The organism is Streptomyces sp. NBC_01571 (assembly GCF_026339875.1).
Taxonomy (GTDB): Bacteria; Actinomycetota; Actinomycetes; order Streptomycetales; family Streptomycetaceae; genus Streptomyces.
Map to the genome: position 1 here is coordinate 576,497 of NZ_JAPEPZ010000001.1, position 19,222 is coordinate 595,718.

At 69.5% G+C, this 19,222-nt stretch carries 13 protein-coding genes and 1 pseudogene; 9 read left to right on the forward strand and 5 right to left on the reverse strand.

What is annotated here, in order from left to right:
- The first annotated feature begins 167 nt into the window (after nt 1–167).
- Nucleotides 168–1,691 carry a SpoIIE family protein phosphatase gene (locus tag OHB41_RS02700; protein WP_266696322.1) on the forward strand — a complete coding sequence of 508 codons (1,524 nt, stop codon included), beginning with the start codon at nt 168–170 and terminating at the stop codon, nt 1,689–1,691.
- A gap of 81 nt (nt 1,692–1,772) precedes the next feature.
- On the opposite strand, the gene OHB41_RS02705 is transcribed toward OHB41_RS02700, so the two are convergent.
- The gene (locus tag OHB41_RS02705) at nt 1,773–2,486 is read right to left on the reverse strand and encodes a LamG domain-containing protein (protein ID WP_266696323.1); all 714 of its coding nucleotides are present in this window, start codon (nt 2,484–2,486) and stop codon (nt 1,773–1,775) included.
- A gap of 473 nt (nt 2,487–2,959) precedes the next feature.
- Between OHB41_RS02705 and OHB41_RS02710 the strand changes: the two genes are divergently transcribed.
- Nucleotides 2,960–3,502, forward strand: coding sequence for a DoxX family protein (locus tag OHB41_RS02710; RefSeq protein WP_451289628.1), 543 nt, complete (start codon nt 2,960–2,962; stop codon nt 3,500–3,502).
- Between the two features lie 126 nt (nt 3,503–3,628).
- On the opposite strand, the gene OHB41_RS02715 is transcribed toward OHB41_RS02710, so the two are convergent.
- The 3 genes from OHB41_RS02715 to OHB41_RS02725 form a co-directional block, all read right to left on the reverse strand.
- Nucleotides 3,629–4,834 carry a lactonase family protein gene (locus tag OHB41_RS02715; protein WP_266696325.1) on the reverse strand — a complete coding sequence of 402 codons (1,206 nt, stop codon included), beginning with the start codon at nt 4,832–4,834 and terminating at the stop codon, nt 3,629–3,631.
- A gap of 187 nt (nt 4,835–5,021) precedes the next feature.
- Nucleotides 5,022–6,053, reverse strand: a complete 1,032-nt coding sequence (locus tag OHB41_RS02720) for a sensor histidine kinase (RefSeq protein ID WP_266696326.1) — start codon at nt 6,051–6,053, stop codon at nt 5,022–5,024.
- Nucleotides 6,050–6,715, reverse strand: coding sequence for a response regulator (locus tag OHB41_RS02725; protein ID WP_266696327.1), 666 nt, complete (start codon nt 6,713–6,715; stop codon nt 6,050–6,052). Before OHB41_RS02725 ends, OHB41_RS02720 begins: the two co-directional genes overlap by 4 nt.
- Nucleotides 6,716–6,941: 226 nt before the next feature.
- Here OHB41_RS02725 and OHB41_RS02730 point away from each other — a divergent pair, with 226 nt between their 5' ends.
- Together OHB41_RS02730 and OHB41_RS02735 are read left to right on the forward strand one after the other, a co-directional pair.
- Nucleotides 6,942–8,201 (forward strand): PP2C family protein-serine/threonine phosphatase, encoded by a 1,260-nt coding sequence (locus tag OHB41_RS02730; RefSeq protein WP_266696328.1) that lies wholly within the window; start codon nt 6,942–6,944, stop codon nt 8,199–8,201.
- Nucleotides 8,202–8,254: 53 nt separating this feature from the next.
- The gene (locus OHB41_RS02735; RefSeq protein ID WP_266696329.1) at nt 8,255–9,778 is read left to right on the forward strand and encodes an ATP-binding SpoIIE family protein phosphatase; all 1,524 of its coding nucleotides are present in this window, start codon (nt 8,255–8,257) and stop codon (nt 9,776–9,778) included.
- A 148-nt stretch (nt 9,779–9,926) separates the two neighbouring features.
- Here the strand turns inward: OHB41_RS02735 and OHB41_RS02740 are convergent, their stop codons facing one another.
- Nucleotides 9,927–12,701 (reverse strand): lectin, encoded by a 2,775-nt coding sequence (locus tag OHB41_RS02740; protein WP_266696330.1) that lies wholly within the window; start codon nt 12,699–12,701, stop codon nt 9,927–9,929.
- Between the two features lie 692 nt (nt 12,702–13,393).
- Between OHB41_RS02740 and OHB41_RS02745 the strand changes: the two genes are divergently transcribed.
- The 5 genes and pseudogenes from OHB41_RS02745 to OHB41_RS02760 all read left to right on the forward strand — a co-directional run bounded on the left by OHB41_RS02745 (nt 13,394) and on the right by OHB41_RS02760 (nt 19,196).
- Nucleotides 13,394–14,500, forward strand: coding sequence for a GMC family oxidoreductase (locus OHB41_RS02745; RefSeq protein ID WP_266705610.1), 1,107 nt, complete (start codon nt 13,394–13,396; stop codon nt 14,498–14,500).
- Complete coding sequence (locus OHB41_RS02750; RefSeq protein ID WP_266705612.1) at nt 14,403–14,714, forward strand: GMC oxidoreductase; 312 nt, start codon at nt 14,403–14,405, stop codon at nt 14,712–14,714. Before OHB41_RS02745 ends, OHB41_RS02750 begins: the two co-directional genes overlap by 98 nt.
- Nucleotides 14,715–15,037: 323 nt before the next feature.
- A complete protein-coding gene (locus OHB41_RS02755; RefSeq protein ID WP_526025027.1) occupies nt 15,038–16,456 on the forward strand; it encodes an IS1182 family transposase in 1,419 nt (472 codons plus the stop codon).
- A 265-nt stretch (nt 16,457–16,721) separates the two neighbouring features.
- A pseudogene (locus OHB41_RS52245) lies at nt 16,722–16,904 on the forward strand (PAS domain-containing protein); the annotation flags it as partial.
- A 147-nt stretch (nt 16,905–17,051) separates the two neighbouring features.
- Entirely contained in the window at nt 17,052–19,196 is a 2,145-nt protein-coding gene (locus OHB41_RS02760; protein ID WP_266696331.1) for a SpoIIE family protein phosphatase, read from the forward strand.
- Nucleotides 19,197–19,222: the final 26 nt, after the last annotated feature.

The following is a 19,222-nucleotide window of genomic DNA, read 5'->3' on the forward strand; positions in this document are numbered from 1 at the left end:
CCCGCGTCCGGCACGAAACTCCTGTTCCGGGGTTTGCGGCGGGTATAGCTGCGGGACTCGGCGTGGAGGGAGACGATGAGGAGGAGAATGACGTCTGCTGCCGAGCCATGGGGTACCTCGGCGTCCTGAAGCCACCGAGTGGCCGCGTGCAGTGAGGAGGGATGGGGATGGGTGCAGCCGAGTCGTTGGAGCGCGACGACGACGCGGCGGACGTCGCCCCGACCGCGTCCGGTGGTCTCCTCGACCTGCTGAGCGTGGCAGCCATCCTCCTCGACGACCACGGCAGGATCGTTCTGTGGAGCCCTCAGGGCGAGGATCTCTTCGGCTACAGCGCCGAGGAGGCGCTCGGCGAGTTCGCCGGCCGCCTCCTGATCCACGAGGAGCACCGGGACATCGTCCTCGGCCTGTTCGCGCAGGTCATGGAGGGCGGCGGCAGCTGGGCCGGAGTCTTCCCCATCCGGCACAAGGACGGCAGTACGCGGCGTGTGGAGTTCCGCAACATGCGGCTCCAGGACGAACAGGGTGACCACTACGCCCTGGGGCTCGCCGCGGACCAGGCGACGCTGCGGCAGGTCGAACGCGAGCTGGCACTGGCCGCACGACTGGTCTCCCAGTCACCCATCGGACTCGGTGTACTGGACACCGACCTCCGGTACGTCTCGGTCAACGCGGCAGAGGAACGGATGAGCGGCGTCCCCGCCGGCGAACACCTGGGCCGGCACGTGCATGAGGTGCTTCCGCTCCTGGACGAGTCCTTCGAAACGACCATCCACGAGGTACTGGCCACCGGCGCCCCGGTCCTGGATCAGTACACCTCCGGCCGCACCCCGGCCGACCCGGACAACGAGCACGCGTGGTCGATCTCGTTCCACCGCCTCGAAGCACCCAACGGAAAGGCGCTGGGCGTGGTGACCTCCAGCGTGGACGTCACCGAACGTTACCGTGCCTTCGAGGAACAACGACGCACCGTTCTCACCCTTCAGCGCAGCCTCCTCCCCCACCCTCCGCCGCAGCGGCCGGGGCTGGCCGTCGCCTCCCGGTACCAGCCCGCCAGGGCGGCCAGCGGGATCGGTGGTGACTGGTTCGACGTCATCGCTCTCGGCGGCGACAAGACCGCCCTGGTCGTCGGGGACGTCATGGGCAGCGGCGTCAGCGCCGCCGCCACCATGGGCCAGCTCCGCACCGCCACCCGCACCCTGGCCGGCCTCGATCTCGACCCCGCCCAGGTCCTCCAGCACCTCGACCGCATCACCGAGGACCTGGAGCAGGACATCATCGCCACCTGCGTCTACGCCGTCTACGACCCGTACAGCGCGCGATGCCTCATCTCGCTGGCCGGCCATCTGCCGCCCGCGCTCCTCCGCCTGGACGGGAAACACGAACTGCTCGACCTGCCCACCGGAACCCCGCTGGGCGTGGGCAACGGCGGCTTCCACACCAGCGTGCTCTCGCTGGGCCGTGGCGATCAACTCGTCCTGTACACCGATGGCCTGGTCGAGAAGCGCGGCTTCCCGATCGACGCGTGCATGGACAGTCTGCTCACCCTCCTGGACGACCCGCACCGCTCCCTCGACGAAACCTGCGAGGTACTCCTGCACGCCCTGCGCGATCCTGGCGGCCACGACGACGTGGCACTGCTCATCGTCCGAGTCCTGCAGGCCTGCGCCTCTGAGCAGACGCCACTGTCCTGAACGACTGGGCGCCACTCCCGCCGGCGCCGATGCGGCGGACGGCATGCGCCACCGGAGTCACGGCAGCGAAGGTGTCACCGTTCAGTCGGTCGGCACCGAACGTCGCACCACCAGGCTCTCCACCTCGTACGACATCGCGCTGGTCCCACGGGTGGGAGCCGGGTGGTAACGCCCGGCGCACACCGAGAGGTTGACGATGAGGTAGGCATGCCAGGCGCGCCCCACCCCCCGCCGGTCCGCGAACACCTGGGTGCCGTTCACCCACCACACCACCGAACGGACGCCGAACTCGACGCGCAGATCGACCCACGCGCCCGGGCCCACCGACTCGTCGGTGTAGTAGTGGCCGCTGCCGCGGACATGGTTGGAGAACTCCAGCAGATCCGCGTTGTCGGGGTGGTACTCGAAGACGTCGATCTCCTGGCCGCCGTCCCGCCAGGTCCAGATCGCCGGCCAGGCCCCGATCTCACGGGGCAACCGCACCCGCGCTTCCAGTACGTCGCCCGCACGGACGACGAACTCCTCTTCACTGCCTTCGGTCGTCAGCAGTCCCGTGTTCCACCAGCCGTCCCGTCTTCGGGTGGCCCGAAAAACGCCGGTACGGCAATAGGTACCGTCCTGAACCAGGTGATCGAGCTTGTCGTCGCCCGGATTGACCGGCCCGCCGCCGGGATAGGCCCAGGAACGGCCGGCCACCCACTGCCGCGCGGAAGCGAAGTCCGCTGTGAAGACCACATCGGTCGTGGGCTGGATTCCGGAGACGGGGAGCGGTTCGTCGGACACCGGTTCGTGCATGCACTGGTTCTCTCCGGTACGCGCCCCCGCCATGCCCGCACGCACCCGCACCACCGTGCAAACTACACGTCCGGGTGAGACGCCTTCCCGGCCTTCGCGGGCTCCGGTCCTCGCCGCACGTGCCACCTCCCGATGCCGCCGCGCGGTGCCGCTGCGCGGTGCCGCTGCGCGACCGGACGTCACCGTCCGGGATCGGATGCGCGCTCCCCACCGGACAGCCGACCACGAAGAGCCGAGCGGAGTAAGGATGGAAGCACACAGCCACGAACGCACGACGAAGACACCCGGCGGCCCGCCCCGGACGGACGCCTGACAGTGATCACTGTGCGGGGCGTGTGCGTGGCAGTGGCGCGGTCTTTCTCGCACGCCGCTCCAAGGCGTCATGACGACCCGACAACGAGCTCCGCTGTTCCTCGAAGGTCAGCCGCCCCCGCCATGGAACGCGGAGCGGAGAAGAGCCCCCCGTGAACTCCATCCCTCAGCGACTACGTGCTTCTCCCGATCCCCCGGCCGATACTCCGGTCCGGCGGGCGGTCTCGGCCGGTGACTGGGGTCTGCTGCTCATCAGGCTCACGTTCGGCCTGTTGATGGCAGGGCACGGCGCCCAGAAACTCTTCGGGATCTTCGGCGGCGACGGCTTGACCACCACCGCGAACAATCTCGCCGCGCTGGACTACCGACCCGGCAAGGTCTACGCCGTGATCGGCGGTGTGTCCGAACTCCTCGGAGGCCTCGGCTTCGCCGTGGGACTGTTCACTCCCCTGGCAGCGAGCGCCCTGATCGGCGTGATGATCAGCGCCATGGCGACCGTCACCGCGGCCCACGGAGTGTGGGTGACCGACGGCGGTCTGGAATACAACCTGAGCATCGCGGTCGTCGCACTCGGCGTCGCCGCGACCGGTCCGGGCAAGCTGGCCCTGGACCACCCGTTCCGCTGGGGCCGGGGCGGTTGGCCCGAAGCCGTCCTCGCCCTGCTCCTCGGAGGGATCGGTGCTGCCGTCGTGCTGTTGCTCTGAGGGCTGTCCCGACAGCCGGGCCGCCGGCACCGCCGCGAGGGAGCGAGAAGGGCCGGCCTTACTCCCCACAGCGTGGCGCCCCGGGCAAAGGTGCCCGGGGCGCCCATCGCCGCGGCGGCCGCTTTCCTACACCGCGGCGATGCCCTCCATGCCGGACTCGGCGAAGGAGGGAAGTCCGGTGACGGTGGTGACCTTCGTCAGGGAGCCGTTCCCGCCCACACGGAACCCGTCGACCGTGCCGGAGGTGGCGTTCTGCACGTAGAGGAAGCTGTCGTCCTTCGTCACCGCCAGGTCGATGACACCCTGGGACATGGCCGACGGCGGGGTGGCGACGCCGCCACCGGTGGTGAGCGCAAGCCTGCCGTGGCGGTCGGTACGGTATCCGGTGACGGTCGAGCTGCCGGTGTTGCCTCCGTAGAAGAAGTCCCCGGCGCGTTCCAGCCAGCACAGCGTCTTCTGCCCGTTCGGCAAGGGCTTCTGGACGACGTCCAAAGTGCCGTCGGTACGCACCTTGTACGTACTGACCGTGGAGTCCTCGGCCTCGGCCACGAGCATACGGCCGGCCCGGTCGAAGGTGATGGCGAACGGCACGCCTCCGGCCGAGTCGTTGACCACCGCACGGCGCGAGGGGCGCCCGTCATGCCGTACCGGGAAGACCTCGATGGTGTTCGCGGACTTGGTGGTGACGACCAACTGCCCACCATCCGGCGTGAACGCGAGCTGGCCCGGCGAACTGGAGAACAGCGGCACCTTCTTGTTGTCCAGCCCGAGGGAGCGGTGCGAACCGCGCAGCGGAGCAAGGCCCTTGGCCGTGATCCGGAACCCCTGAACGCTGCCCGCGCCCCCCGCGTTCATGACGTAGGCGAGCCGGCCCGACACCGCGATCGAGGAGGGGAAGTCCCCGCCCGAGCGCACCACCTGACGGTCGGTCAGCTTCTGTCCGCGCACCCGGAACGACGTCACGGTCCCGCTTCCCGCGTTGACCGCCAGGAGCCTCCCCGACCGGTCGTCGTAGACGAGCGAACCCTGGGAGGCGAGAGAGTCGGTGGGAGCGTCGACCTGGTCGCCGCCCCTGCCCCCGGTCGCGTAGCGGCCCAGGGCCGTCAACTCGCCGCCCCTGCCCCGCTTGAAGACGTGGATGGTGTTGCCGTCGAGTTCGTCGCCCTGGACGAAGACGGCGTGGTCGGCCTTGGCCGTGTCCCCACGTGGACGGGTCTCCCGCGCCGAGGCCACGGTCACCGACGTGGCGGCCGCCGCGGCGGCGAGGACTCCGGCCGCGCCGATGGTCAGCCGACGCCTCCGCGACGACCTGCGCCTGTTGTGCCTGCTCATGTGCTGCTCCTCGGACTCGGCCGCCCCCTCGGTCGGAAGCGGGCAGAGCCAGAGTTGCCCATGCGAAGGGTGGGACAGGAGAGGTTCAGCTGCCGCGTCAGCCTCTCGTAAGAACTCCGGCGGAGCGTTCCGCACAGCGGTCACTCGCCAACAGTCCTCTTCTCGGCGGACCGTAATGAAGCAGCGTTCACTCGGGCACGCTCAGGATGACGGCGGTGCCCTTCCCAGGAACGCTGCGGATCGTGAGCTGTGCTTCGATGAGGTCCGCACGCTCGTGCATGGCGGAGAGACCCACTCCCCGCACGGTGGAGGCCGGGCGGGCGGCCGCGCGCAGACCCGGCCAGCGCCTGGCGTCCGCGGCCTGAGGCATTCCGATCCCGTCGTCGGTGACGGTCAGCGTCATCACATGGCCGTCGGCCTCCACACCGACCGTGATCCGGGTGGGCTCGGCGTGTTTCACCGCGTTCGTCAATGCCTCCTGCACGATGCGGTACACGTGCGCCTGCACTTCTGAGGACAGCCGGTCGCTGATGTCGGCACACTGCGGATCGATCCGGAGATCGACGCGGATACCGAAGGTCTCCGAGGTGCGACGGCACAGCGCCTCCAGGGCCGCGCGCAGTCCCAGCTCGTCCAGGACCAGGGGACGCAGATCCGTGATCAGGTGGCGCAGCGAGGTGATCTGGTTGCCGACCAGCGCGCGTGCCTGCTCGATCGCGCTGCGCATGGCCTGGGGCCGGCCGTCGGCGGCAGCGGAGGAGAGCACCACCTGCACGGCGCCGAGTTCCTGGAGGGTGTCGTCGTGCAGTTCCCGGGCCCAGCGGCGGCGTTCGCGCTCCGCGCCGTCGTGGCGGGACCGGACACGTTCACGTTGGAGGCCCCGGTCGCGGTGGGTCGCGCTGCGCATGGTGGAGGCCGTGTACACGACCAGGAGAAGCGGGAGCACGTGCAGGGCGTTCAGCAGGGGCTGCTCGGTGATGCGGACCAGGCTGGCCACGGCGAGCATGAGCGCGATGGCGCCGGCCACCACCATCCAGGTACGGCGTCCCGCGGTGTAGAGGGGCGCTGCCCCGAGAAACGGGGTCGCCGCGGCAAGGGAGAGGGCCAGCTCGGAGGGCAGCGGCTGGTCGGTGACCTCCAGCACCACCGCAGCCGCGAGCAGACAGGTTCCCACCGCCTGCAGGGCGAGGCCCCATCGGGCCGTACGCCGTCCGCTCATGCCACCAGGCCGCGTTCGCGGGCCGCGGCGATGAGCTCCGCCCGGGAGTCCTTGCCGAGCTTGTCCCGGATGCGGGCACGATGGGTCTCCACTGTCCGGACCGAGACGTAGAGACGCTGCGCGATCTCCTGGTTGGTGTGGCCCAGCGCCAGCAGCGACAGGATCTCGGCCTCGCGTGCGGTCAGCGACTCCGGGTCGGCAGGTCCCGGCATCTCGACGGCAAGCCTGGCGCCCAGCACCGGCTGGACGTACGTCGCGCCTTCGGCGACCTGGTGTGCGGCTGCCCGCAGCTCCTCGGCGGCGGCCTCCTTGAGCAGGTATCCGGCCGCACCGGTGCGCAGCGCCTCCCGGGCGAACGCCGGATCCTCCTGCATCGTGAGGACCAGGATGCGCGTGCCGGGCGAAGCGGTGCGCAGCGCGGGAATCGTGGGCAGACTCGACTTGCCGGCCATGGTCAGGTCCAGGACCAACACCTGCGGACGGGTCCGGCGCACGGCCTCGAGGGTGTCGGGGACGGTGGCGCTCTCGGCGACGATCCGGAATGCCGGGTCCTGGGCCAGCAGAAGCCGCATTCCGGCCCGGACCACCAGATGATCGTCGGCCAGTACGACGGTCACCTCCCGGGGCGCTTGCCGGGACGGGAGAGAGCTGAGGTCGTCCATAGCTGCAACGGTAGATCCCCCGTGGCCGTCAGGCAGCCGCTGCCGGCCCGTGTGCGGGAAACCCGCAGGAGGTGCGCGGGGAGGATGCAGCCGGGGGCCGTAAGACCTGCGGTGGAATGCAGGGACTTACGGATGCGCGGTGCGGCCCCGCACCGATGTGCCCGCCCTCGTGCGGGCGGATGCTCGAAGTGACCGGACGTACAACCCCTCTCCTGAGGCGGCTCCCATGACCCGTTCCTCGCTCCCCCTCCCCCGAGGCGGCACGGGCAGGCCGAAGCGCCCGGGCGCCGAGCGGGGTGTCGGCGGCCGCGCGCGGAATCCGTGGCACATCCCCTTCAAGCGGGGTGGCCCGCGGGTGGGCGGCGGCGTCCTCGCCCTGTCGGCCGTCCCGGTCGCGCTGATCACCGTCATCACCCTGGCCGCCACCTTCGCTCCCATGGCCGTCCACCTGTCCCCTCTCCTGGTCGCCGCCCCCACCTCCACGGCGGCGTTCGCCAGCTCCCGGTTCACCGCGGGCACCGCCCTGGCGGCCAGCGCGGCCGTGTTCGTCATCGACCGCCATGACGGCCTGCTGCATTCGCCGGTCCTGCCGATCCACATCGCGGCCCTGCTGGTCGTGTCGGTCTTCGTCGTCACCGCCCGGACCCTGCACGACCGCGACCTGCGGGAGCTGACCCAGGTACGCGCGGTGGCCGAGGTGGCCCAGCGGGTCGTGCTGCGCCCCCTGCCCCGGCGGCTGGGTCCGCTGCGGGTCGCCTGTACGTACCGGGCGGCCGCGGCGCACGCCCTGGTGGGTGGCGACCTGTACGCCGCCGCCCGGACCGAGCACGCGACCCGTTTCCTCATCGGCGACGTCCGTGGCAAGGGCCTGCCCGCCGTCGAGGACGCCTCCGCCCTTCTCGGCGCCTTCCGAGAGGCCGCTCACCAGCACGACGCCCTTCCCGAACTGGCCGCCGCCCTGGAGAGCAGTGTCCGCAGGCATCTGGCGCAGCTCACCGACAGCGACCCCGAGCGCAGCGAGCGCTTCATCACCGCGCTGCTCGTCGAAATCCCCGACGAGGCTGCTCTCGTCCAGGTCATCAGCTGCGGGCACCCCTCACCCCTGCGGGGCCGCCGCGGCGTGGTGGCCGCCCTGCCGATACCTCGGCCCGCGCCACCCCTCGGGCTGGCCGGCATCTCTCCCGACACCTACCACGTCGACACCTTCGCGTTCGGCCCCGCGGACACCCTGTTGCTCTACACCGACGGCGTCGTCGAAGCCCGCAACACCACCGGCGGTTTCTATCCGATCCTCGAACGGGCCCCCAGCTGGCCGTGGGATTGCCCGCACCGCTTGCTGCGGCGCGTCAACGACGACGTGGACATCCATGCCGCCGGACACCTGGAGGACGACCTCGCCCTGGTGGCCATCCAGCGCACGCCCGCTCCGGGCGGCGGTCCGGGTCCACGACCGTCCCGGCCACTCCCGACGGAGGTCGACCCATGACTTGTCCGGTGCTCCCGAATCGACGCACCATCCATGGAAAGGCGATGAGGACGATGGCTGCCACGCGACTGAACAGGTGGCTCTTTGTGCTGCTCATCGTCTACATCGCCGGGTCGTGCGCCGTGCAGCTCCAGGATTCCGCAGGCGGCCTCGTCCGCTGGTCGGGCTTCTCCGTGCTCGTCCCCGTCACCGCCGCCGCGCTCCTGCCCATGCGGCGCTCCCTGATCATCGGTCTCGCCACGCTGGCTGCCAGTATCGTCACGTACGGCTTCGCCATCCACGGAGTGTCGGCCGGTGGCCGGACGGTCGTCATCACCGCGGTCGCCCTGTCCTTCGCTCTGGGCCTCGTCGTCTGCCGGCTGCGGGCGCGTCGGCCGAACACGCCCGCCACCGTCACCCGGAACCGGTCCTGTCCGCCCGATCCAGCCGACAGCAAGCCCCGTAGCACCCCCGAAGCACCGCATGCCGTTCGGGTCCCACCGCCCGGCATCCTGCCCGCCGCACTGCCGCAACCCGCGGTGGTGGAGCTGGCCGGCCACTGCCGAACCGGTTCGGGCCGACTCGGTATGCGCGCCCAGTGGCTCGACGCCATCCCGCTGTCCGGCGCCCGGGTAGGACTCGTCGCCGGTGCCGTGACCGGACCGGACGCCGCCGCCTCCGAACTCCGTGCCGCGGTACGCACATTGGCCGACGTCGATCTGCAGCCGGAGGAACTGCTCGCCCATCTCGCGGACGTCCTCGCCCGGCTACGGCCCGACGTCCGCCCCAGTCACGACACCCAGACCGCCGGCACCAGCACCGTCCGCGCCCAATGCCTGTACGCGGTCTACGATCCCGCGTCCTGCCGCTGCACCATCGCCTGCGCCGGGAGCCCTGCACCCGCCGTCATCACACCCGATGGCACGGTCACATCCCTCGACCTGCGCCAGGGCCCGCCCCTGGGACAGACGGACCTGCCCTTCGAAGCCACGGAGATCGACCTCCCTGAAGGCAGCACCCTCCTGCTGTACACCCACAGTGACGCCGACGCACCGGACTCCGGCAGGGACGAGCTGCTCAGCGCACTCGCCCGGCCCGAGCGCTGCCTGGACGCCACCTGCCGGTCCGCCGTCAAAGCCCTGCTCCACGCGCCCCACACCCAGGTCGCCGTCCTCGCGGTCCGCACGCACGCGCTGGACACCCGTACCGTCGCCACCTGGGACCTGCCGGCCGACCCGGCCGCCGTCTCCTACGCCCGCTCCCACATCGCGGAGAAACTGGATGCCTGGGGCCTCACGGACGCCGCCCCCACCACCGAACTCATCGTCAGCGAACTGGTCACCAACGCCATCCGCCACGCCCAACCACCCATCCAGCTGCGCCTGATCCACCACGCCGGCAGTCTGGTCTGCGAGGTCGCCGACGGCAGCAGCACCTCGCCGCACCTGCGCCGGGCCCGCACCTTCGACGAGAACGGGCGCGGACTGTTCATCGTCGCTCAACTCGCCGAACGCTGGGGAACCCGCCACAGCCCCCACGGCAAGATCATCTGGGCCGAACACACACACGCCCCCGACCAGCCCACCACCACCGCCTGAGCCGGTTCCACCGTCGCCCTCGCGGGATGGACCGGCGGGCCGCACGGCGGCGCACCGCGCCCGTGTCCCGGCCGAGTGGCCGGAACACGGGCGCGGTGCGCTGGAGTTGTCCGGCGGTGCCGAGACTGCCGGTGCCGGTGCCGGTGGCTCAGGTCGGCAGCTTCCAGCTCTGCGCGCTTGAGCCGTTGCAGCTGTAGAGCTGGAGCTGGGTGCCGGTGGTGGTGGAGGAGTTGGGGTCGTCCAGGCACAGCTTGGACTGGGGGTTGATCAGTGATCCGTTGGCCCCCGCGGTCCATTGCTGGGCCCCGCTGCCGTTGCATGTCCACAGCTGGACCAGTGTGCCGTTGGTGGTTCCGCTGTGGTCGGCGTCCAGGCATTTGCCAAGGGTTCGGACCGTCCCGTCGGCGGCGACGATCCAGTCCTGGGCGTAGGTGTTGTTGCAGCCCCAGATCTGGACGTGGGTGCCGTCGGTGGTGGAGGAACTCGCGTCGTCCACGCACAGGTTCGAGGCCACCGCGGAGGCGATGGGGCCGATGCGGGGCGAGGCCGGGGCCGTGGTGTCACCGGCGTAGGAGGGCGGGGCCGCGGAGGCGGCCGTCGCCCAGGAGGTGTTGGCGCCGGTGCCGAGCGTGTAGTTCAGCGTGCCGCCGGCGGTGATGGCCGTGGTGGGGGCGAAGGCGTTGTTCCAGGCGGTTCCGTTCCATGTCGCGGACTGTACGTAGGGGGCGTTGTCGGCGGCGCCGTCACCATTGATCGTCAGTGTCCTGCCCGACGGGAGGGCGACCACGGCTTGTGTGAACAGGGGGGAGCCCAGGGCGAGGTCGGAGGTGCCCGGGGTCTCGGGGTACATGCCGAGCGCCGACCACACGTACCAGGCGCTCATCGCGCCGAGATCGTCGTTGCCGTCGGCCAGGCCGCCCGGGGTGTTCGCCCAGATCTGGTCCTGGATCGCCCGGACGGTGCCCTGTGTCTTGTAGGGCTGTCCCGTGTAGTCGTACTCCCAGGGCAGTTCGATGCTGGGTTCGTTGCCGACCCATGCGTAGCCCTTGTCGCCTGTGTAGCTGCGCAGCACGGTGTCCAGGTAGTGGTTCATCGCCGTGTTGCCGCCCTTGGCGCGGGCGAGGCCGCCGATGTTGAACGGGACCATCCCGGTGTAGATCCAGGAGTCGGCCTCGACCATGTCGGTGCCGCTGGTGGGGTCGAAGCCGCCGGTCCAGGATCCGCCGGCGTTGCGCGGTTCGACGAAACCGGAGGCGGGATTGAGCACGTTGCGCCAGCCTTGGGCACGGTTGGCGTACGTCTTCTGGTTGCCGGTGTCGCCGAGTGCCCCGGCCATCGCGGAGATCGCGAAGTCGGCGGTGTTGTACTCCAGGGTGGTGGCCACCGGGCCGTAGAAGTTGCAGCAGCCGTAGCTGCCGTCGTGCGGCATGTATCCGGGTGAGTTCAGGTAGTTCAGACCCGGCCGGTCGTTGTTGGCCGTACTCGCCTGTCTGACCATGTCGGCCAGGGCGGTCGTGGTGTCGAAGTCCCTGGCGCCGAAGGCGTAGTAGTCGGCGAGGATCGCGTCCGCCGGGTCGCCCACCATGACGTAGGACTCGCCGTTGTTCTCCGACCACTTGGGGAAGACTCCGGTCTGGGCGTAGTCGTCGACCATCGACTGCGCGGTGTCCGAGGCGACCTGGGGAGCGACCAGGGCTTCGAGTTGGGCCTGCGAGCGGTAGATGTCCCACCCGGAGTAGTTGGCGTACGCCGCTCTGTGGCCGGTGTCCACGCTGTGCGTTCTGCCGTCGAAGCCGTAGTACTGGCCGTTGGTGTCGCTGATGACGTTGGGGTGCAGCAGCGAGTGGTAGAGCGCGGTGTAGAAGCTCTGCTGCTGTGCGGCCGTCCCGCCGGCGATCTGTATTTTGCCGAGAGCGCTGTTCCAGGCGTTCTGCGCGGCGGTGCGGGTCGCGTCGAAGTCCCACCCGGTGTTCTCCGCGGCCCGGTTGGCCGTCGCGTTGGCGACCGAGACGTAGGAGATGCCGACCTTGGCCTGCACCACCGGGTTGGCGGTGGTGTTGAAGGTGACGTAGCCGTTGGAGGCGGCGGCGTTCGGGGAGGCGCCGCCCTTGGCTGCCTTCGGAGCCGTCGCGGTGGGGGTCTTGCCGTGGAGTACCGGCTCGTCGGGCTTCTCGGCGGCGTTCCCGGACGACGTGCCCGGCTTCGCCGGGGTGGCGGCCGACGTCTTCGCGACCGAGGCGCCCTGCGAGGTGAACGGCTGGTCGAAGACCATGTCGAAGTACACGCTGTACGTGTTCCCCGCACCGCAGAAGTGGCCGCTGGTGACCTGCCCGCTCACCTCGGTGTTCGAGACCTTCGTGAACTGCGTCGAGGAGGCGCCGTTCTGGCTTCCGGTGAGTTTGAAGATCAGGTTGGCCTGGCTGCTCGACGGGAAGGTGAAGCGCGCCATGCCGCTGCGTGTCGTGGTGGTCAGCTCGGTGGTCACCTGGTTGTCGAGGGCGACCTTGTAGGAGCCTGCGGAGGCCGACTCGTTGGCGTGCGAGAACGTGTCTGTGGCGCCGGTGTTCACGGCGCCGACCGTGGGCAGCACCGGTATGTCGCCGGCCGCACCGCAGCCGGGCCCGGCGATGTGGGTGAGGCTGAAGCCGGTGATGGACGAGTCGTTGTACTCGTATCCGCCGCCGGAGGGACGCGACGGCGTGTCCGGGCTCCACTGCACCATGCCGAACGGCACGTCGGCCCCGGGGAAGTCGTCGGCCTGGTTCGACGTCCCGATGAACGGGTTGACCACGGTGGCGGGCGACGTGACGAGCGCGGCCTTCTCGGCCGCCGACGCGGGTGCGCACAAGCCGGCCACGGCCAGTGCGGCAGCCGCGAACAAGCCGATCGCGGGGGTTCCGGGCGGTCTCGGCAGTCGTTTCATCACGGTCTCTCCTCTACTCGGAGGCAGGAAGCGGCACTTGACAACGTTGCCTTCCGGTCGAAAGCGCGATGCCTGAGCCATGACCGGGGTTGACAACGTTGTCTCATCACTGGGACGGAGCGCCTGGCGATGCGAACGCGGTGACGGAGCCCCGGGGCCACGAGCACCTCGGGGCGCAGACGGGAACTCTTCGTGAAGTTAGCCACGCGGCAGGGGCATGTCAACGATCCACGCAGGACGAAACTGACGTCCTTTCAGATCACCCGACGACCTCTGCCCGTCCGAGGACCCGACGGCCACGTGCGCCGAACCGGCCGGCCGACACAAGGATCCGGCACGGTCTCAACCCCGTCGGTGCCTGCCGGACCGGCCCCCGGGACCGCGCAGGCCGCGAGCCTCGCCACGGCCCAGCTCGACACCACCCAAGTCCACCTGAAGGCACGGAGCGCACCCGCCCGCCGACTCGCTCGCCTCGAAGCCGACATGTCGACACCGATGGGGGAATCCAGCACCGGCGCGCTCGCGACCGATGGGGTGGGGCAGGGACCTGGGGTCTCCGCCGCACCCCGTCAGGGTGTCAGCTGATGCCTACGGCGCGGGCGATGGTCTGCGTGACGCCGTCGCCACGGGCATCTGAGGCGTGGACTCGGATCGTCAGGCCCGGCGCGTGTCGGTGACGACGAGGAACACGACTGGGGCTACGAGGCCACAGTGGGTGCGACCGGCTATCGCATTCCGGCGCCTCGGGCCAAGGTGCTCGGCGGCAGTTCCACAGTCAACGCGGCGGTGGCGCTGCGTGCACGCGCCGCGGACTCGCCACCTGGACTGCCCGCGGTATCGGCAACTGGTCGCTCGAGGAGGTGCTGAAGACCTACCGGCTGCTGGAGAACAGCGACGCCGGCAGCGACCTGCTGCACGGGCGGACGGGACCTTTCCCTATCCGCCAACAGACCTTCGAGGAACTCACTCCGTCGCTGAGGGCCTTCGTCGAAGCGGCCGCGAGTCAGGGCTTCGCCCGGATCGCAGACCCGAACGGCGACCGGCAGAACGGAGTGACGGCATACCCGTTCAACATCCTCTCCGGCGTACGCCGGAACACGGCGTTCGTCTACCTTTCCGACGAGGTCCGCGGCCGCCCGAACCTGACCGTCGTCGGCCTGGCCGAGGTGGACTCGGTCGAGTTCAGCGGCACCACGGCCACGGCTGTTCGGACGGTCGACGGGACCATTCACGAGGGCGGGGAGATCATTCTGTCGGCCGGCGCCTACGGCAGCGCAGCCATTCTCATGCGTTCCGGCATCGGCGTACCCGGGGACCTGGAGCGCCATGGAATCAAGTTGGTCGCCGACCGCCCGGTGGGACTGCGCTTCCAGGACCACCCGTTCCACTACAGCGTCCACGCCCTCAGGCCCGACGCGGCCCGCATGACCCCGGCGGCCGGAGCCATCCTCTGGACAGCCTCTTCCAGGGCCCACGCGGACGAGCTCGACCTTCACATCTCGGTCTCGCATCTGATCGACGGCGCTGTCAGCCCCACCGGTTCCGCGGTCGTCCTGGCCACCGGCCTGGTGCGACCCGAGTCCATGGGCTCGGTCAAGCTGCGCAGCGCCAGTCCGAAGGCCGCGCCGCTCATCGACTACAACTTCCTGGCTACGCCGCGCGACCGCAGCCGGATGGTCGGGCGTCAAGCTCAGCCGCCGGATAGCGAGGGAGGACGCGTTTGCCGCTGTCACCGCCGGCGAGTTGCTGCCCGGCGAGCACATCCGAAGCGACGCGGACCTCGACCGGGCCGTCCGTGAAAACCTGAACACCTACCAGCACCCCACCTCGACCGCGCCCATGGGCGGTGCGAACGACCAGCGGGCCGTGGTCGACGGCTTCGGCTCCGTGCACGGGATCAACGGTCTTCGGGTGATCGACGCCTCGATCTTCCCCGAGGTGCCTTCCACCGCGACCGACCTCACCACCGTCATGGTGGCCGAGCACATCTTCCGCCAGGCTCTCAGCCGTTGAGGTGAGGCCGATCTCTTTCACCGTGCCCCCCATGCCGCGCAGCCGGCGGGATCCGTCCCGCTCGACCCGGACGCGCTGTCGGGTTGAACGGTGGGTGCTGTTCCGTCCACGTCTCCCCGGACCGACACGCGCGGCGGCGCCACACGCACCGGCGCCGACGAGGCACATCGCAAGAAGTCTGGCTAGGAGCATGTCTCAGTAACCGGCAACCCGCCTGCGGTTCGTGATTATTCATACGGGATGATCACGGTATGCGTGGTGGCGAGGGGCTGTTCGAGGTCGAGCCGGTCGGGAAGAAGCGGCCGCAGGGTCAGCTGGCGGCGGTGGACAAGACGTTTCGGCCCTTCGATCCGCATCAGGTCCTGCTGCTGCCGCCGTCGCTGGACGACTGGCTGCCCGAGGGCCACCTGGCCCGGTTCGTCGCCGACCTGGTCGATGAGGTGCTCGACCTCGGACCGGTCCTGGCGGACTACACCGAAAAGCGCGGCTACCCGCCCTACGATCCGCGGCTGATGGTACGACTGCTGATCTACGGCTACACCACCGGCGTCCGCTCCTCCCGGGCGATCGAGCGCCGCCTGGCCGACGATGTCGCGTTCCGGTTCCTGGCCGCCGGCCAGGAACCGGACTTCCGCTCGATCGCCCGCTTCCGCCGCCGCCACCTCGACGCGCTGGCCGGTCTGTTCACCCAGTCCCTGCACCTCGCACAGACACTCGGCATGGTCAAGATGGGACGCGTCGCGCTGGACGGCACGAAACTGGAGGCCAGCGCCTCCAAACACAAGGCGATGAGCTACGGCCGCCTGGTCGACAAGGAAGAGCGGATAGAGGCCGAGATCGCCGCTCTGGAAGCGAAGGCCCACGCCCTGCTGACCGACGCCGAGGCCGCCGACGAAGCCGAGGACGACACCTTCGGCGTGGACGGCAAGGAGGCGGACCTGCCCGCCGAGCTGGACCGGCGTGAGAAACGCCTGGCGAAGCTGCAGGCCGCCCGCGCGCAGATCGAGGCCGAGGCCGCCGCCAAGGCCCGCGCCCACGCCGAGGACAAGGAACGCCGCCGTCAGGAACGTGCCGCCAGCAGCGACGAGCAGGCCGTCACCGACGCCGGGGAAGCGGCCGCCGCCAAGGCCCGTCCCAAGCCCAAAGCCCAGGCCAACTTCACCGACCCCGACTCGCGGATCATGAAGAACAGCGACGGCGCCTACATCCAGGCCTACAACGCCCAGGCCGTCGTCGACGAAGAACACCAGGTCATCACCGCCGCCGACGTGACGACCAACCCCTCCGACGCACTGAACTACACCACGATGCTCGACCAGTCCGCCCACAACACCGGCATCCACCCCAAGCAGGCCCTGGTCGACGCCGGGTACTGCTCCGAGACCAACCTCGAAGCCGCGAACGAGCGCCAACTGGCCTGCGGCACCGACACCTTCATGGCCACCGGCCGACTCGCCCACGACGAGCAGGTCCCGCCCGCTCCACGCGGACGCATCCCCAAGGACGCCACGCTGAAGGAGCGCATGGCCCGCAAACTGCGGACCAAACCCGGCCGGAAGGCATACAGCCGCCGCAAAGCCATCGTCGAACCTGTCTTCGGACAGGTCATGACCTGCCAGAACGGCCGCCAGCTCCTCCTGCGTGGCGAGGACGGCGCCCGCGGTGAGTGGCGACTGCTCGCCGCCTGCCACAACCTCCGCAAGATCTTCCGACACTCCGGGCTCGCCGCCCAGGCCGGCTGACCAGCCAGGCCCCCGGCCCACGCCACAGGCCCTACCAGCCGAACAACAGCCGGGAAGGACCCAACCACGGCCTCACAGGTGCACACGAAACGGCCGCGACCGATCCCATCGATCACGGCCAGCGAGCCCCTTGCTCGTTACCGAGACACGCTCCTAGTCTGAAATCGACACCATCATTCGGTGGCCTCGCCCCAAGGCCACCGGTCAGCGCTGACCTGCAGGCGACGCCGGCCCGTAGGCGTCACCTCGCGTGACGGGACTGGGCATGGGCAATCCCTCCGAGGTTTCCTCCGCGCACCGTCTCTCGGACGCACCTGGCGGTGGGACGATCGCCGGCTTCGTCCTCGACGACCACGGTGTCGTATCCGCGTGGAGTGCCTCCGCCGAGGAGCTCTTCGGATACAGCGCCGCCGACGTCATCGGACAGTCGGCCGTCGCGCTGTGGCCGGAGGCATTCACCGAATACTCCGGAAGCACCCAGGTCTCGCTCTCGGGCCACCCCGCCGTGGTCGACCTTCCGGGAAGGTGTCCTGCCGAGGTCGCCTTCCGTACCACCCAACTCCTCGGGACCGGCGGATCCTCCAGCGAGGGCTCCATGGTCATCGCGGCCCCCGTCACTCTGTCCGCAGGTACGGAGGGGCAGGCGATCCTGGAGGCACTCTTCACCCAAGCGCCGATCGGGATCGCCGTGTACGACCGGAATCTGCATTTCGTACGGATCAACGCCGCCCTGGAGCGTATCCACGGCTTCCCCGCAGAACAGGCTCTCGGCCGTCCCATCAGCGATGTCCTTCCCGGGCTCGATGCCAGGGCGATCGAGGGGAGGGTCAAAAGGGTTCTGGAAACCAGGGAGCCGATCATCAATGCCGTCCATCACGGGCGCACGCCAGCCGAACCGGACAGGGACCACGTTTGGAACGTGTCCTCCGTCGTCCTGACCGGGCCGGACGGAAACGTCCTCGGGGTAACCGATCTGATCATCGACATCACGGAACGCCACCAGACCCGTGAACGCCTTTCGCTCCTCGGCGAGGCCGCGGTCCGCATCGGTACGACGCTTGATGTGGAGCGCACGGCGGAGGAACTCGTGGACATGCTGGTTCCGCAACTTGCCGACGTGGCGACGATAGACCTCCTGGACAGCGTCTTGGACGGCGCGGAACCGGGGCCGATGGGCGCAGGCCCGGTATTGCTGCGTTGTCTTGCCCGCAAGGCCGTCAACACGGTGGTCATCGGTGGCGCGCCGCCGCCCGGTGAACTGCAGAACTACCCACCCGACTCACCTCACGTGCAATGCCTCGTCGACAGCCAGCCGCGGCTGATCCCTGCCCTCGACCCCGACACCGAATGGCTGCGGGACTCTTCCGACCTGCGGATCCAGGTCATGCGCGAATACGGGGTCGACTCGTTGATCCTCGTACCGCTGCGCGCCAGGGACACGACCTTGGGCTTGGTGCATCTGTACCGGGCGCGTCATACGGATCCCTTCGAACCCGATGATCTTGTTCTCACTCAGGACATCGTCGCGCGCGCCGCCGTCTGCGTGGACAATGCCCGCCGCTACACCAACGAACACAGGGCGGCCCTCACCCTGCATGCGAGCATGTTGCCCCGCAGCGTCGCGGACCAGAGCGCGGTAGAGGTGGCGCACCATTACCAGCCATCGCGAGTGCATGCGGGAGTCAGTGGCGACTGGTTCGATGTGATCCCGCTCTCGGGCGCTCGGGTCGCTCTCGTCGTCGGCGCGGTACCGGGCACGGGATTCCAGGCGGCCGCCTGCATGGGGCACATCTGCTCCGCCGTACGTACGCTGGCTCAACTGGATCTCGCCCCGGACGAGTTGCTCGGCCAGATCGACGACATGGTGCCGCGGCTCCTGGAACGCGAACACTCCAGCGGGTCCGGTCCCGCGCCCGTGGTGGAGGCATTGATGGGTTCGACCTGTCTGTACGCCGTCTACGACCCGGTCTCGCGGCGATGCGTGATGGCGAGCGCCGGTCATCCCTCACCGGCCATTGTGGGCCGGGACGGGGCTGTGTCCTTTCCCGATCTGCCGACCAACAGGCCGCTCGGTCTCGGCGATCCGGTCTTCGAACCGTTGGAGGTGGAGCTCGCCGAAGGCAGTACCGTCGTGCTCTGCAGCCAGAATGTCCTGCGCCATGCGGACAAGTCCGACGCGCTGACCGCCCGACTCAGCACCGTTATCGCCGGTCACAGCCGCCCACTTGACGTCACGTGCCGCTCCATAACCGACCTGATCGCTCCCCACCTCACGGTGGAGGGCGGTCTGGCCGTTCTCCTCGCCCGTACGCATTCCTTGAACTCCGAGAAGGTGGCCACGTGGACCGTGCCCCCTGTCCCGGCAGCCGTTGGTGACATGCGCTCGCTCGTCCTTCGGCAACTCGACCAGTGGGATCTGGAGGGCCTGGCCTTCACCACGGAACTCATCGTCAGCGAACTCATCACCAACGCCATCCGCTACGGCCATGATCCGATACAACTCCGGTTGGTCCTCGACCGGACGCTGATCTGTGAGGTGAGCGACACGGCGAGCACCGCGCCGCACATTCGCCGGGCAGCCTCCACGGACGAAGGAGGACGCGGACTCTTCCTGGTCGCTCAATGTTCCCATCGCTGGGGAACCCGGCACGCCCCTGCCGGCAAGACAATCTGGGCCGAGCAGATCCTGGATCCAGTGGGGTCCGGCGAGGTTGCGGCTCAAAAAACAGGAGCTTCGTGAGCGAGGCCGGCGGAGGGCCGTGGCCT

Bases quoted from the DNA above. Each gene is read 5' to 3' on its own strand.
- OHB41_RS02700 (WP_266696322.1), top strand. From the start codon at position 168: ATGGGTGCAGCCGAGTCGTTGGAGCGCGACGACGACGCGGCGGACGTC.
- OHB41_RS02705 (WP_266696323.1), bottom strand. From the start codon at position 2,486: ATGCACGAACCGGTGTCCGACGAACCGCTCCCCGTCTCCGGAATCCAG.
- OHB41_RS02715 (WP_266696325.1), bottom strand. From the start codon at position 4,834: ATGAGCAGGCACAACAGGCGCAGGTCGTCGCGGAGGCGTCGGCTGACC.
- OHB41_RS02720 (WP_266696326.1), bottom strand. From the start codon at position 6,053: ATGAGCGGACGGCGTACGGCCCGATGGGGCCTCGCCCTGCAGGCGGTG.
- OHB41_RS02725 (WP_266696327.1), bottom strand. From the start codon at position 6,715: ATGGACGACCTCAGCTCTCTCCCGTCCCGGCAAGCGCCCCGGGAGGTG.
- OHB41_RS02730 (WP_266696328.1), top strand. From the start codon at position 6,942: ATGACCCGTTCCTCGCTCCCCCTCCCCCGAGGCGGCACGGGCAGGCCG.
- OHB41_RS02735 (WP_266696329.1), top strand. From the start codon at position 8,255: ATGGCTGCCACGCGACTGAACAGGTGGCTCTTTGTGCTGCTCATCGTC.
- OHB41_RS02740 (WP_266696330.1), bottom strand. From the start codon at position 12,701: ATGAAACGACTGCCGAGACCGCCCGGAACCCCCGCGATCGGCTTGTTC.
- OHB41_RS02760 (WP_266696331.1), top strand. From the start codon at position 17,052: ATGGTCATCGCGGCCCCCGTCACTCTGTCCGCAGGTACGGAGGGGCAG.